13 protein-coding genes are annotated in these 12,677 nt (G+C 62.2%); 7 read left to right on the forward strand and 6 right to left on the reverse strand.

The genetic code is table 11. From position 1 onward, the window contains the following. Positions 1-16: 16 nt before the first annotated feature. Genes RUGAMON1_RS30300 through RUGAMON1_RS30310 form a run of 3 tightly spaced genes read right to left on the reverse strand, consistent with a single transcriptional unit; the run spans position 17 to position 1,918 of the window. On the reverse strand, positions 17-325 hold the full coding sequence (locus RUGAMON1_RS30300) for an STAS domain-containing protein (protein WP_445234005.1): 309 nt from the start codon (positions 323-325) through the stop codon (positions 17-19). Between the two features lie 15 nt (positions 326-340). Next, positions 341-709, reverse strand: coding sequence for a response regulator (locus RUGAMON1_RS30305; protein WP_026334860.1), 369 nt, complete (start codon positions 707-709; stop codon positions 341-343). 33 nt (positions 710-742) lie between these two features. Then, positions 743-1,918, reverse strand: a complete 1,176-nt coding sequence (locus tag RUGAMON1_RS30310; RefSeq protein WP_445234006.1) for a methyl-accepting chemotaxis protein — start codon at positions 1,916-1,918, stop codon at positions 743-745. A 274-nt stretch (positions 1,919-2,192) separates the two neighbouring features. Here RUGAMON1_RS30310 and RUGAMON1_RS30315 point away from each other — a divergent pair, with 274 nt between their 5' ends. Further along, on the forward strand, positions 2,193-3,749 hold the full coding sequence (locus RUGAMON1_RS30315; protein ID WP_445234007.1) for a response regulator: 1,557 nt from the start codon (positions 2,193-2,195) through the stop codon (positions 3,747-3,749). Between the two features lie 94 nt (positions 3,750-3,843). Beyond that, complete coding sequence (gene aqpZ, locus RUGAMON1_RS30320) at positions 3,844-4,536, forward strand: aquaporin Z (protein WP_043479666.1); 693 nt, start codon at positions 3,844-3,846, stop codon at positions 4,534-4,536. A gap of 40 nt (positions 4,537-4,576) precedes the next feature. Here aqpZ and RUGAMON1_RS30325 read toward each other — a convergent pair whose 3' ends face one another. Beyond that, positions 4,577-6,187 (reverse strand): methyl-accepting chemotaxis protein, encoded by a 1,611-nt coding sequence (locus tag RUGAMON1_RS30325; protein ID WP_445234008.1) that lies wholly within the window; start codon positions 6,185-6,187, stop codon positions 4,577-4,579. Between the two features lie 210 nt (positions 6,188-6,397). Here RUGAMON1_RS30325 and RUGAMON1_RS30330 point away from each other — a divergent pair, with 210 nt between their 5' ends. Beyond that, a complete protein-coding gene (locus RUGAMON1_RS30330; protein ID WP_445234009.1) occupies positions 6,398-7,021 on the forward strand; it encodes a Crp/Fnr family transcriptional regulator in 624 nt (207 codons plus the stop codon). Between the two features lie 105 nt (positions 7,022-7,126). Here the strand turns inward: RUGAMON1_RS30330 and panD are convergent, their stop codons facing one another. After that, complete coding sequence (panD, locus tag RUGAMON1_RS30335; RefSeq protein WP_445234010.1) at positions 7,127-7,483, reverse strand: aspartate 1-decarboxylase; 357 nt, start codon at positions 7,481-7,483, stop codon at positions 7,127-7,129. A 201-nt stretch (positions 7,484-7,684) separates the two neighbouring features. On the opposite strand from panD, the gene RUGAMON1_RS30340 reads away from it, so the two are divergent. Further along, positions 7,685-9,424, forward strand: coding sequence for a GGDEF domain-containing protein (locus RUGAMON1_RS30340; protein ID WP_445234011.1), 1,740 nt, complete (start codon positions 7,685-7,687; stop codon positions 9,422-9,424). Between the two features lies 1 nt (position 9,425). Here the strand turns inward: RUGAMON1_RS30340 and RUGAMON1_RS30345 are convergent, their stop codons facing one another. After that, positions 9,426-9,671: a hypothetical protein gene (locus RUGAMON1_RS30345; protein ID WP_445234012.1), complete on the reverse strand. Its 246-nt coding sequence runs from the start codon at positions 9,669-9,671 to the stop codon at positions 9,426-9,428. 149 nt (positions 9,672-9,820) lie between these two features. Between RUGAMON1_RS30345 and RUGAMON1_RS30350 the strand changes: the two genes are divergently transcribed. From RUGAMON1_RS30350 to RUGAMON1_RS30360, 3 genes are all read left to right on the forward strand, one after another. Beyond that, positions 9,821-10,795, forward strand: coding sequence for a hypothetical protein (locus RUGAMON1_RS30350; protein WP_445234013.1), 975 nt, complete (start codon positions 9,821-9,823; stop codon positions 10,793-10,795). A 97-nt stretch (positions 10,796-10,892) separates the two neighbouring features. Then, complete coding sequence (locus RUGAMON1_RS30355; RefSeq protein WP_445234014.1) at positions 10,893-11,315, forward strand: hypothetical protein; 423 nt, start codon at positions 10,893-10,895, stop codon at positions 11,313-11,315. Positions 11,316-11,405: 90 nt separating this feature from the next. Then, positions 11,406-12,674: an HlyD family secretion protein gene (locus tag RUGAMON1_RS30360; RefSeq protein ID WP_445234015.1), complete on the forward strand. Its 1,269-nt coding sequence runs from the start codon at positions 11,406-11,408 to the stop codon at positions 12,672-12,674. The last annotated feature ends 3 nt before the right edge of the window (positions 12,675-12,677 follow it).

A 12,677-nucleotide genomic window follows, 5' to 3' on the forward strand; every position in this document is an offset into this window, starting at 1 on the left:
AAACAGAAGAAGAAAATCAGGCGTGTATCAGCAGGGCGTCGCCGAAGAAGGCGCCCAGGTCCAGCATTTCAAAGATTTCCACCACCGCCGGACTGTGCTTGACCAGGCGCAGCTCGCGCTGGTGGGCGTTGGCGGTCTGCTTGGCCAGCATCAGCACTTGCAGGCCGGCCGTGTCGAGCTCGGTGATGGCGGACAGGTCGATCTCCAGCACCTGGGTCTTGCGCAGGGCATCCAGCACGGTCGCCTTGAGGTCGGCGGCGCGGTAGATGGTCATCTCGCCGTCGATGGCGATGCGGGCGACGGCTACTCCAGATTCATCGGACATGGCGTCCTCCGTGGGTTATGGCATGACGAGTTTGGCAACGGCGCCGAGCAGCACTTCCGGCTTGAAGGGCTTGACCACCCAGGCCTTGGCGCCGGCCGCCTTGCCCTCTTCCTTCTTGCTCTCCTGCGACTCGGTGGTCAGCATGATCACCGGCGTGAACTTGTACAAGGGCAGCTGCTTGAATTCGCGCACGAAGGTGATGCCGTCCATATTGGGCATGTTGACGTCGCATACCACCAGATGGATTTTCTGGCCGGTGCATTTGGACAGCGCATCGACGCCGTCGCGTCCTTCGATGACCTCGTAGCCCGCGCCCTTGAGCGCGATGCCGACCACTTGACGCAGGGAGGCCGAATCGTCGACCACCATGATGGTTTTTGCCATGTTCTCTACCTCGGTTAATCGTCAGAAAAAGCGTCAGAAAAAAGTGATCTCGTCGGCGGCGGTGGCGACCGGTGCGGCGTGGCTGGAGCCGCCGTGCACCGCGTGCTCTTCCGCCATGGCGTAGGTTTTTTGCAGCTCGTGCAGCAGCGGCTGGGCGTCCAGCGCTTCCAGCACCTGGTCGGCGACGTAGCGGTCGCGGTTCTCGCGCAGCAGCGCCGGCAGCAGCTCCATGTTTTCGCGCACGTGGGCCATCACCTGGCTGACCCGGTCCTGGAACTGCAGCTGCACCAGCGCCTCGCCCACTTCGCCCTGGATACCGATGCTGTCCTGCTTGAGCTTGTCGGCCGACTGCACCAGCGCGTCGGTCATCTGGCGGAAGTCGCCCAGCACCGAGACGATCATGCCCTCGGCCGACTGCATCGACTTGTCTTCCTGTTCGCTCGATTGCTCGGCCGCCTGGCTGGCGGCCAGGATGGCGCTGCTGATCAGGCCGACGCGGTTGGAGATGTTGCGGCCGGTTTCGGCCGAGCGGCTCGACAGGTTGCGTACTTCCTGCGCCACCACCGCGAAGCCGCGCCCGGCCGGGCCGGCGCGCGCCGCTTCGATGGCGGCGTTCAGCGCCAGCAGATTGGTTTGCGCAGCGATGCTGGCCACGCCCTCGGCCATGTCGCGCAGTTCGCGGGTGAAGCGTTCCAGGTCCTTGATCTTGGCCAGCATGGCGTGCTTGGACGACATCGCCGATTTCATCGACGTCACCACCGAGCCGAGCTGGGTTTCGCTGCGGCTGAAGATTTCGGTCATCGAGCTGCCGTCGCCCTTGCCGCCTTTGCCGCTGTCGCGGCTGGAGACATGGACCGCGTCGTCGAGCTTGTCGACGATGCTGGAGAAGCGCCCGGCCAGGTCGGCCACGGCTTCTTCCATCTGGGTGCGGGAGTTTTCGATGTGGCGGCACCAGATCGGCAGCACGGCGTCGCCGAAGCGTTCGCGGGCGTCGAGGTAGTCCTCGATCATGGCGCGCTCGCCGCCGCCCAGCGCCGACGCGGCGGCGCCGCGCACGCTCCACGCCGCGGCCGCCACCAGCAGCGCCGACCATAAGACGGTGTACCAGCCCCAGGCGCTCCAACCGGCCAGCATGGTCCCCAGGGCGCCCCCGCCGGCCAGGCCGAAGGGAAGCAGAATTTTACTGTCGAAGCCGCTAGTGTTCTTCACTCGACGCCACCCCGCTGTAGTCTCCCGGCATCTCATGCGAAGGATGCCGTGAGTCAAACTGTATCTCAGAAACTAAGCCTGCGCCACAATGTAGATGGCGATTCAATTGTATCTGGTGTTTTACGCGACATCACTTCAAATAGCTTCCGAAGGGAAATAATTTGGCGCTAAGATGTGGGCCTATGCGCCCGTCCCCTGTGGACCTGTTGCACGCGCGCAACCGCGCAACGGCCGCCCGCCGCCGGGCGATTTACTATCATGCTGGAACCTGCCTATGCCCGCTTTGAATATCGACCCCGCGCTGCCGTTGCTGGTGGTGGACGACAACCAGCAGATGCGCTCCGTGGTCAAAGGCATCCTCGCCGACCTCGGCTTCGTCAACGTCTACCTGGCCGGCAGCGGCGAGGAAGCGTGTCGCATCCTGGCCGAACGGCCGATCGCCGCCGTCGTCTCCGATCTCGACATGCCGGGCATGAACGGACTGCAGTTGTTGCAATGGGTGCGCAGTAATCTTTCCGATCGCGAACTGCCGTTCATGCTGCTGCCGAGCGAGGCCAACCGCGACGGCCTGCGCGCGGCGGCCCAGGCCGGCGTGACCGATTGCCTGATCAAGCCGTTCACGCTGGCCACCTTCCACAGCAAGCTGCAGGCGATGTTCCAGTCGCGCGGCGACGCCGCCGAGCGCCGCGCGGCGGTGCGCCGCGCAGCCCTGCCCGCCGCCGCCGCGGCGCCGGCGCCGCTGATCGGCATGGAGCGCCCGCTGGAGGAAAGGTTGCGCGACGCCACCGTGCTGGTGGTGGACGACATCGCCACCAACATCAAGGTGATCGCCGGCATGCTGGCCGAGGACGGCTACGGCGTGAAGGTGGCGATCTCCGGCAAGAAGGCGCTGGAGATCATCCCGGTGCACCGGCCCGACATCATCCTGCTCGACGTGATGATGCCGGAGATGGACGGCTTCGAAGTATGCCGCCGGCTCAAGGCCGATCCCGCCACCGCCGACATCCCGGTGATTTTCTTGTCGGCCAAGGACCAGGCGGAAGACATCATAGTCGGCCTCGAGCTGGGCGCGGTGGACTACGTCACCAAGCCGGTCGATCCGGCCATCCTGAAGGCGCGCCTGCGCACCCACCTGCGCCTGGCCGGCACCATGGCCGAGCTGCGGCGGCAGAATTGCGCCGTGGCCGACAACGCCCATCTGCGCGAGGAAGTCGAGCGCCTGAGCCGCTACGACCTGGCCACGCCGCTGGCCGAGGTGCTGGCCGCCAGCGCGCAGCTGATGGCCGCGCCGGCGCTGGCGGCCACGCCGGCGCTGCGCGACCAGCTCGACGCGCTGGACCAGGCGGCGCGGCGCGCGCTGCGGCTGGCCGGGCTGTCGCTGGAACTGTGCCGCATCGAACAGGGCGCCTGCCAGCCGCAGGCCGCGCCGGTGGCGCTGAACCCGTTGCTGGCGCGCGCCGCCGCCGCCATCGCCGCCAGCCATCCGGTGATGCTGCCGGCGCAGCCGGCCACCTTGCTGGGCGACCCGGCGCTGTGCCATATGCTGTGCGAGCACCTGCTGCTGAACGCGGCGGCGCACACGCCGGCCGGCACCTCGATCGTGCTGGGGGCCACGCTGGAAGACGGCCAGTGGGCGCTGACGGTGGAATACGCCGGCGTGCTGCCGGCCGCGCAGCGCGCCTGCCTGCAAGGCCAGGCCGAGCGTCCGGCCGACGAGGCGACGCTGCCGATGTACGCGGCGCGCCTGCTGGCGCAGGTGCAGGGCGGCACGCTGGCGGCCCAGGACGACAGCGCCCGCACCCGCCTGCTGCTGCGTCTGTTATCCGCTTGAAAACTCTGCACTCGACATTTGCGCGCTTCCCGGTTAGATTGCCAACGTTGCATGGATATTATGCAAATTTGACTATCAAGCTATGAGGAATAATATGAAACAATATGGCGCGGAATTTTTTGGAACGTTTTGGCTGGTGCTCGGCGGCTGCGGCAGCGCGGTGCTGGCGGCGGCTTTCCCCGGTGTCGGCATCGGCTTGCTGGGTGTCTCGCTGGCCTTCGGCCTGACGGTGCTGACCATGGCCTACGCCATCGGCCACATCTCGGGCTGCCACCTGAATCCTGCGGTGTCGATCGGCCTGTGGGCCGGCGGCCGCTTCCCGGCCAATAAGCTGCTGCCCTACATCGTCGCGCAAGTGCTGGGCGCCATCGTCGCCGGCGGCGTGCTGTACACCATCGCCAGCGGCAAGGCCGGCTTCGACGTCATGGGCGGCTTCGCCTCCAACGGCTACGGCGCGCATTCGCCGGGCGGCTACTCGCTGCTGGCCGCGCTGGTGACGGAAGTGGTGATGACGATGATGTTCCTGCTGATCATCCTGGGCGCCACCGACGAGCGCGCGCCGAAAGGCTTCGCGCCGCTGCCGATCGGCCTGGGCCTGACGCTGATACACCTGATCAGCATCCCGGTCACCAACACCTCGGTCAACCCGGCGCGCAGCACCGGCGTGGCGCTGTACGTGGGCGACTGGGCCACCAGCCAGCTGTGGCTGTTCTGGGTCGCGCCTATCGTCGGCGCGCTGCTGGGTGCAGCGATCTACCGCTTCATCGGTTCGCCGGAAAAAGCGTAAACCGTTTAGCCGGTTTCAAAAATCGGGGTCAGTTCCGGCATCATGCCACGCGTGGCATGATGCCGGAACTGACCCCGATTTTTCGCCTCGGCGCGGCGTCGCCCAGCTTGAAGATGCTGACGGCGTCGGCCAGCTTGGCCGCCTGCTCCTGCATCGCGTCGGCCGCCGCGGCGGCCTGCTCCACCAGCGCGGCGTTCTGCTGCGTCACATGATCCATCTGCGTGATGGAATTGTTGATCTGCTCGATGCCATGGGTCTGCTCGCCGCTGGCGTTGCTGATCTCGGCCATGATCGCGGTCACCCGGCCGATGCTGCTCACCACCTCTTCCATCGTGCTGCCGGCCTGGCCCACCAGGCGCGTGCCGGCCGCCACCTTGCCGACCGAATCGTCGATCAGCGCCTTGATTTCCTTGGCCGCGCCGGCCGAGCGCTGCGCCAGGTTGCGCACCTCGGAAGCGACCACCGCGAAGCCGCGGCCCTGCTCGCCGGCGCGCGCCGCCTCCACCGCCGCGTTCAGCGCCAGGATGTTGGTCTGGAACGCGATGCCGTCGATGACGCCGATGATGTCGACGATCTTCTTCGACGAGGCGTCGATCGAGGCCATGGTGTGCACCACGTCCGACACCACGGCGCCGCCGCGCTGCGCCACGTCCGAGGCGGACGCCGCCAGCTGGTTGGCCTGGCGCGCGTTCTCGGCGTTCTGCTTGACGGTGGAGGTCAGCTCTTCCATCGACGAGGCGGTCTCCTCCAGCGAGCTGGCCTGCTGCTCGGTGCGCGAGGACAGGTCGAGATTGCCGGCGGCGATCTGCGACGAGGCGGTGGCGATGGCGTCCGTGCCGTTGCGCACATCGGTGACGATGCGCACCAGCCCGCCCGACATGCGGTGCAGCGCCTGCAGCAGCTTGCCCGGCTCGTCCTGGCTGTAGCCGCGCACGGCGTGGTCGCTGTGGTCGACCAGGTCGCCGCCGGCCACGCATTCGGCCAGCGCCACCGCCTCGTTGATGGGACGCGTGATGCCGGCCGTCAGCCACCAGGCGAACGCCACGCTGAAGGCCACCACCAGCGCCGCCATCGCCAGCAGCAGGTTGCGGCTGTCCTGGGCCACCTGGTCGATGCGGGCGGCGGCGGCGTCGATTTCCTTGCGCTGGTGGTCCAGCATTTTCTGCAACATCGTTTCGTAGACCTTGGACGCCGGCAGGTAGGCGTTGTCGAGCAGGCGCGTGGCCTGCTCGGCGTCGCCGGCGGCCTTGGCCTTCATGACGCCGTCGCGCGAGGCGACGTAGGCCTTGCGGGTGTTGACCAGGTCGGCCATCAGCGCCTTGTCGTCGTCGGTGGCCAGCTCCTCGATCTTCTTGATCAGGCCCTGGGCGTAGGCGGTGGAGGTCTTGGCGTCCTCGGCAAAGAAGGTGGCCAGCACCGGATCGGCGCTCTTGGCCACGGCGGTGGTGCGGCGGATGCCGGCGAACACCACGCGGTACCAGTCGGCGATCAGGCGCTCCTTGGCCAGCGGCAGTTCCATCATCGCGCGGGTCGAGCTCGCCACGCCCTGCAGGCGGTAAATCCCCAGCCCGGTGTTCAATATCAGAATCGCAAGGATGACAGCAAAACCAAGCGACAAACGCCGTCCTATGCTGAGGTCGGTGATCTTCATGACAGTCTCCCCGTGGCTGGAATTGTAGGCTTGCTGCAAGTCTATGGTAACGCCAATCCGGCGCGCCATTCATCTAGTTGAAGTTTAAAATATATTTTCTCTTTGCGTTCCAAATCACAACAAAAATTGCGTTGAGGACTGAGAAAACGTTTACACTTCCGGCTGATATGTACGGCCATTTACATGCCGGGATGAAAACGACCACGAAAAATGAACCAGGCATTCTTAGAACACAGAGCGAAGTACCGGGATATTGTTGCCCGCCGCTACAAAGTCACCCCTGAAATGTACGACGAAGTGAGCCGCATGCTGGCGCCGCTGGCGGTGCCGGTGAGCGTGCGCAAGGGCGAGTATTTGCAACGCATCGGCGCCTTGGCCAACAGCGTGGTGTGGCTGCACAGCGGCGTGGCGCGCACCGGCTTCATCACCGAGACCGGCAACGAGGTGACGCTGCACTTCCTGACCGACGGCGAACCGGCGGCCGCGCACGACGACCTGCTGCGCGCGCGCGACGACGAGCCTGCGCTCAACTTCGTGGTGGCGGAGACGGCGGTGCACGGCTATCGGCTGGACTGGCTGGAGATCAGCAAGCTGGCGCACAGCAACAACCTGTTGCGCGATTACTATCTGAAGGTATCGGAGCGCGGCATCATCGACCAGAGCCGGCGCCGCTACCTGAGCGCCTCGCCGGCGCAGGGACGGCTGAGCGCCTTCCGCCGCGAATATCCGGGGCTGGAGCAGCGCATCTCGCAGAAGGTGGTGGCATCGTTCCTCGGCATCACGCCGCAGTACATGTCGCAGCTGCTGCGCAACGACGGCGCGCTGTCCAAATAAAACCGGGGTCAAGTCTGACATTCGGACACGAGCTCTGCCGTAATGCTTGATTACGGCAGAGCTCGTGTCCGAATGTCAGACTTGACCCCGGTGTTTTTTTACAACTTATTTCATGCCTTTGATCTTGTTCTTGTCGTCGACGAACACGACTTTCGGCTTGTACTCGCGCGCCTGCTCTTCGCTCATCGGCGCGTAGGTGCAGATGATCAGCAGGTCGCCCAGCTGGGCGCGGCGGGCGGCGGCGCCGTTCAGCGAAATCTCGCCGGTGCCGCGCAGGCCGGGAATCGCGTAGGTGGCGAAACGCTCGCCATTGTTCACGTTGTACAGCTCGATCTTCTCGTTGACCCAGATATCGGCCGCGTCCAGCAGATCCTGGTCGATGCCGCAGGAACCCTCGTAATTCAAATCCGCCTGCGTGACCGTCACACGGTGCAGCTTGGAACGCAGCATAACTCGTTGCATAGACATCTTCTTCATCCCTCAATGATTAAAAATTTAAGCTTTGCATCAAAACAAACAGCCATGCCGTGACGCGAGGGCGCCATCCTACCATTAGCGGCCGACCTCGTCTCATTTCGCGCCGCCGCCGCCAGCCCAACAACCACAGCCGCCACGCTTTATGGCATATTGCCAGCTAGCAAATAGGAATGCAGGTTGGCAGCAATGAGATTAACCCGATTATTCGCCCTCACCGGCGCCGTGCTGGCGGTGCTGGTGTGCGGCATGCTGGGGCGGCTGCTGTGGGGCGAGTGGGAACACTACCGCGCCGCGGGCAGCGGCCACCACACGCTGCAACTGATGCAGCGCGCCATGATCGCCGCAGAAAAACTCTCCTTCGAACGAGGTCCGGTCAACGCCGTGCTGGGCGACCACGTGCCGGCCGATCCGGTCTACCACGCACGGCTGCTGCGCGCGCGCGCCGACACCGACCAGGCGCTGGCGCAGCTGCGGCGCGAGCTGGCCGCCGAACCGATCCCCGCCGCGCTGGCCGGCGCCATGCCGCCGGCTCCGCTGGCGGCGCTGTATGAGGCGCTGGCCGCGGCCCGGCAGACGGTGGACCAACTGGCCGAGCTGCCGCCGGCCCAGCGCACGCCGGAACGGCTGAGCGCCGCCGTCGAACGCATGTTCCGGCTGGTGCCGCTGGCGTTGGACGCGGTGACCGGCTACACCCGCGCCTCGGAACAAGTCTATCCCCGCATCGGCCGCATCCTGACCAAGGCCCGCCTGACGGTCGAACTGCGCGAGTTCGCCGGCCGCCTCGGCTCGGCGCTGACGGTGCCGCTGGCGTCGGCCCAACCGCTGACCGAAAGCGACCACGAACGCCTGCAATTTCTGCGCGGCCGCATCGAGCAGCTGCGCCAGCTGATCAAGATCCCCAGCGGCGACATCGACACCGAGCCGCGCGTGCTGGCGGCGGTGGCGCGCATGGACCAGCTGTATTTCGGCGCCGGCCAGCAGCTGGTAGCCGACGTCGAGCAGGCCAGCCGCGCCGGCCGCGCCTACGGCATGGACACCGGCCAGTTCGCGCAACGCTACGTGCCCTGCATGGCGCCCATCCTGGCGCTGCGCGACGTGCTGCTGCAGGAAGCCCAGGCGCAGGCGCTGCGCGACTTCCAGGCCGCGCGGCGCGAACTGATGCTGGCCTTGCTGGTGGGCGCCGCCATCCTGCTGGCCTTGACCTTGCTGTTGCTGATCCTGCGGCGGCGGGTGGTGGTGCCGCTGCTGCGCGCCACGCGCGCCGTGGTCCGGCTGGGCAACGGCGACTTCTCGCTGCCGCCCAGCGGCGCCCGCCGCGACGACGAGATCGGCGATATGCTGCGCGCGCTGGCGACGCTGCGCGCCAACAGCATGGACCGCCAGCGGCTGGAGCAGGAACGGGTGCGCCTGATCGAGGAACTCAAGGTGCGCGCCGACACCGACTACCTGACGGGCATCCTGAACCGGCGCGCCTTCACGGCGGCCGGCAATCTGCGTCTGCGCGGCGCCAGCGAGCGCAACGAGTCGCTGGCGGTGATTTTGTTCGACGTCGACCACTTCAAGTCGGTCAACGACTCCTACGGCCACGACGCCGGCGACCAGGTGCTGATACGCATCGCCGAAGTGGTGCGCGACAGCCTGCGCGACGGCGAGATCGTGGCGCGCTACGGCGGCGAGGAGTTCGTGGTGATGCCCGCCTGCTGCGGGCTGGAGGCGGCGCGCGCGCTGGCCGAGCGGCTGCGGGAGGCGATCGCGCACGAGCCGCTGACGCTGTCCGACGGCTACATCCTGCGGGTGACGGCCAGCTTCGGCGTGGCCGTGGCGCACGGCCCGCACGCGGCGCTCGACGACCTGTTCCACGCCGCCGACCTGGCGCTCTATCGCGCCAAGCACAACGGCCGCAACCGGGTCGAGAGCCAGGCCTGAGCTATTGCTCAACCAGGCCGATCATCATCCGCCTGAACACGTCTTTATTGGCGACCACGTCCAGCAAAACCATACGCCCAACTACATCTTCGCTGTGCGCCTCAATCGCTGTACTGGCGACTGCCTGGCCGGACCGAGTCACCGCACAGCCGCGATCCGCATTAACAGCGCCGTCTGCCGCAGCTGTTCGAGGTTCCCGGGGCGAAATGTTCCTTTTTTTTGAATGGTGACATTTCGTGAGTTTCATTTTGAAATTTCTATATATAATCCCGCCGCATATTGATTCAGCAAATATTCTGCTTGAATTACTTGCGCAAGCACTTTTAGAATTACCCTACTAAAATAGCATCTTGCTTTTACCGCGAAACGTCATTTATTTTGTTGATTGCTTTGGATATGAGTAAGATCGGTTTCTTTAGATTGGCGCTGACGGTGTTTTTTTTAAAAACCACTTCGGCGGAAGCATATAGCTCACCAAGACTATGGGAAGTCATCAATAAAAAACCAGACGGAACCATCCAGGTATTCCATGTTCTGGGAGTGACTCATAATGGATTAAATAGTGAATATGATTCCTATTTTTATGAAAAAGTTATTCCTGTTTTTAAAATCGCCAGCTCGTATTCTTTTGAGTCCGCAGCATTGGCACCGGAATTGGTGCCTGCCTGCCCATCCCCTTTGGCGGAAACTCCTCGCAACACTTTGCTCTTAGGCCGTGCCCGTGCATTGGTCAGTGACGCTTATTATGCAAAATTGTCGTCCACCGGTCTGCCTGACGCGGTCAATGACGACGACAAGGCTGCAATAAGGGCGTCCCAACGAATTTTTGCCTCACAACTGTCGCAAAACCTATCCGAATATGGCCTGCTAATAGCTCTCAAAGCACGTCGTGCCATGTTGAAGCGCGAGCAACCAGCGCCGCATCGCAGCGCTGTGGCCGATTACCTTTTTTTAAACCGAGGCAATATCGCCGTCGAATCCATCGATACTCCGACTGAAATGCTTGATGCTTATTGTGGCCAAAACTCCGCAAGAGTTTTTAGCTTTAGCGATGAGTTGGAATTATTGGAGGAAATAGATAAGGACGATGCGTCTGAATCCGAAGCAATTTCCTCTGAGCGATACTTTCTAAAATCCTTGGAGCGCGGCGCTCTGGTGCCGGAGCTGGAACATGGTAGCAAGGAATATTGGGACAATTATGTCTGCAAAAGAAATGGGAATTGGGTAAAACGTATAACGGAAGACAACAATTTAGACGGAAAGTTTTTTGCTCTCGGGCTTGCACACTTACTGCCATCCGCTTGGGTTGGCTGTGCAACAACGTTTGAATCGCTAGAGAAGAATGGCATGCGTATTCGCCTGCTGGAATAATGCCATCTTATTTTTATCAAAGAATTCGGTACATCCTCGAATGTCGCGGGTGTCGGATCGTTTGTAAATAATTACAGACGTTTTTAATGGAAAACATATGCGTCAACTGAATCAAAAAGAAATGAAGGCCGTGGCGGGAGGCTCGACGCCTCAGATGGTCTGTGCCAATCCGACTGTAAATACCACCAGCAATCGCGATGGCAGTAGCACGTCCGTCACTACCCAAATATGCCAAACCGGCTCCGGATTGACTGTTATCAACACCAGCAATGTGACCTCTATCGAGGTCGGCTTTGGCGCTAGCGCAATCGGTAAAATCCTTGGATTGGAAGCCGATGTCAAAGTGATCAATTCCAGCAGCAGTACGACAGTATGCACGTCTACCAAAGACTGCACCGTACTCAAGACAAGCGATGCCTCCACCGGCAGTTCCCCTACGTTTGCCGCCGGTGGCGGCCATGTATCCGACAGCGGCGGACACGGCAGCAACGTCTTCGATATGGAAGTTGAAGAGGGTTGATGCTGCGGCTGCGTACGACAAATAAATAGGTCGAAGAGCGGACAGGCGATGCGCGCGTTGCCTGTCCATTTAATTTGAAAGGAAGCAATCGTGACGCCCGACTCTGCATTGTTTCGGCAGGAGGTAATGGATACCGACCGGGAGCGAGCCTATGGCGACATCGTGCTGGTACATCCCATAGAAAATTATCTGATATTTGCCTTTGTAATCGGACTGTTTCTGACTTTTAGTGCGTTCGCCTGGTTCGGCCATTACACGCGCCACGAAAGTATTCAAGGCGTCATCGAGCCCAGCCATGGTGTGATCAAACTCTATGCGTCGCAGGTCGGCGTGCTAAAGATGTCGGCTGTGGAGGAAGGACAATTGGTCAAGAAAGGCCAAGTGCTGATGGTTTTCGAAACGCAGCATCAGAGCGTGAATGGTCATGTCATCGAATCGGAACTCGACGCAAAATTGCTGGAACGGCTCACGACCTTACACCAGGAACTGGGCGGGACCATGCGGCTGCATGAGGCTGAGCATGCAAACGCCCAACAGAATTTACAGTCTCTGCTTAGCAATCACGAGATGCTGCTGGCGGAAGTCCAGACGCAGGGCCGGCGCGTGCAATCCGCCGAACGGACGCTGACGCGTTTCGAGCAATTGCACAAAGAAGGGTTTATGTCGGATTTGCAAACTCAGCAAAAAATGGACGATCTGCTCGAGCAGCGCATGCGTTTGCAGGACCTGCAAAAATCGGTGGTCGGTGCCGAATCAGAGATCGCCCGCATGAGAAACGAGCTGGTTACCAATCCTATACGCAAACAAGTCAGCAGAGCGCAGTTGGCGCGGAATATCTCGCAGACTGAATCAGAATTAAGCAAGCAGAAAAACGAACACGAGTGGTCCGTTGTGGCCCCATGTGATGGGGTCGTCAGTGCGATCACCATTGCCGCCAACCAGACGGCGACGGTGGGAGTACCTTTAGCCAGCATATTGCCAAGCAAGGGGGAGCTTCAAGCAAGTCTCTATGCGCCAAGCCATGCTCTCGGGTTCATCCATCCTGGGCAGATCGTTAAAATGAAGCTCGATGCCTTTCCATATCAAAAATTTGGCGTCGTGGAAGGGCGCATTCTGTCCGTAGCGAACACCCCGATACGGACCATTGAAAGTTCCCCCAGCACCAAACTTGCCACCAGCAGCGAATCCACTGAGCCGATGTACGCCATACGCGTTACGTTGAATCGGCAATTTATTCTCGCATATCAGACGGAGCAGCAGTTGCGGCCGGGGCTGCAACTAGGTGCGGAAATTCAACTCGATACCCGTCATCTCTATGAGTGGGCGTTGGAACCGCTGTACACCCTGAAAAATATATAACTG

Source organism: Duganella rhizosphaerae (assembly GCF_040364205.1).
Classification (GTDB): domain Bacteria; phylum Pseudomonadota; class Gammaproteobacteria; order Burkholderiales; family Burkholderiaceae_D; genus Rugamonas; species Rugamonas rhizosphaerae.

Excerpts from the sequence above, each read along its gene's own strand:
- RUGAMON1_RS30300 (WP_445234005.1), bottom strand. The coding sequence starts at position 325 with ATGTCCGATGAATCTGGAGTAGCCGTCGCCCGCATCGCCATCGACGGC.
- RUGAMON1_RS30305 (WP_026334860.1), bottom strand. The coding sequence starts at position 709 with ATGGCAAAAACCATCATGGTGGTCGACGATTCGGCCTCCCTGCGTCAA.
- RUGAMON1_RS30315 (WP_445234007.1), top strand. The coding sequence starts at position 2,193 with ATGCCCGCTTTGAATATCGACCCCGCGCTGCCGTTGCTGGTGGTGGAC.
- aqpZ (WP_043479666.1), top strand. The coding sequence starts at position 3,844 with ATGAAACAATATGGCGCGGAATTTTTTGGAACGTTTTGGCTGGTGCTC.
- RUGAMON1_RS30325 (WP_445234008.1), bottom strand. The coding sequence starts at position 6,187 with ATGAAGATCACCGACCTCAGCATAGGACGGCGTTTGTCGCTTGGTTTT.
- RUGAMON1_RS30330 (WP_445234009.1), top strand. The coding sequence starts at position 6,398 with ATGAACCAGGCATTCTTAGAACACAGAGCGAAGTACCGGGATATTGTT.
- panD (WP_445234010.1), bottom strand. The coding sequence starts at position 7,483 with ATGCAACGAGTTATGCTGCGTTCCAAGCTGCACCGTGTGACGGTCACG.
- RUGAMON1_RS30340 (WP_445234011.1), top strand. The coding sequence starts at position 7,685 with ATGAGATTAACCCGATTATTCGCCCTCACCGGCGCCGTGCTGGCGGTG.
- RUGAMON1_RS30345 (WP_445234012.1), bottom strand. The coding sequence starts at position 9,671 with ATGAAACTCACGAAATGTCACCATTCAAAAAAAAGGAACATTTCGCCC.
- RUGAMON1_RS30350 (WP_445234013.1), top strand. The coding sequence starts at position 9,821 with ATGAGTAAGATCGGTTTCTTTAGATTGGCGCTGACGGTGTTTTTTTTA.
- RUGAMON1_RS30355 (WP_445234014.1), top strand. The coding sequence starts at position 10,893 with ATGCGTCAACTGAATCAAAAAGAAATGAAGGCCGTGGCGGGAGGCTCG.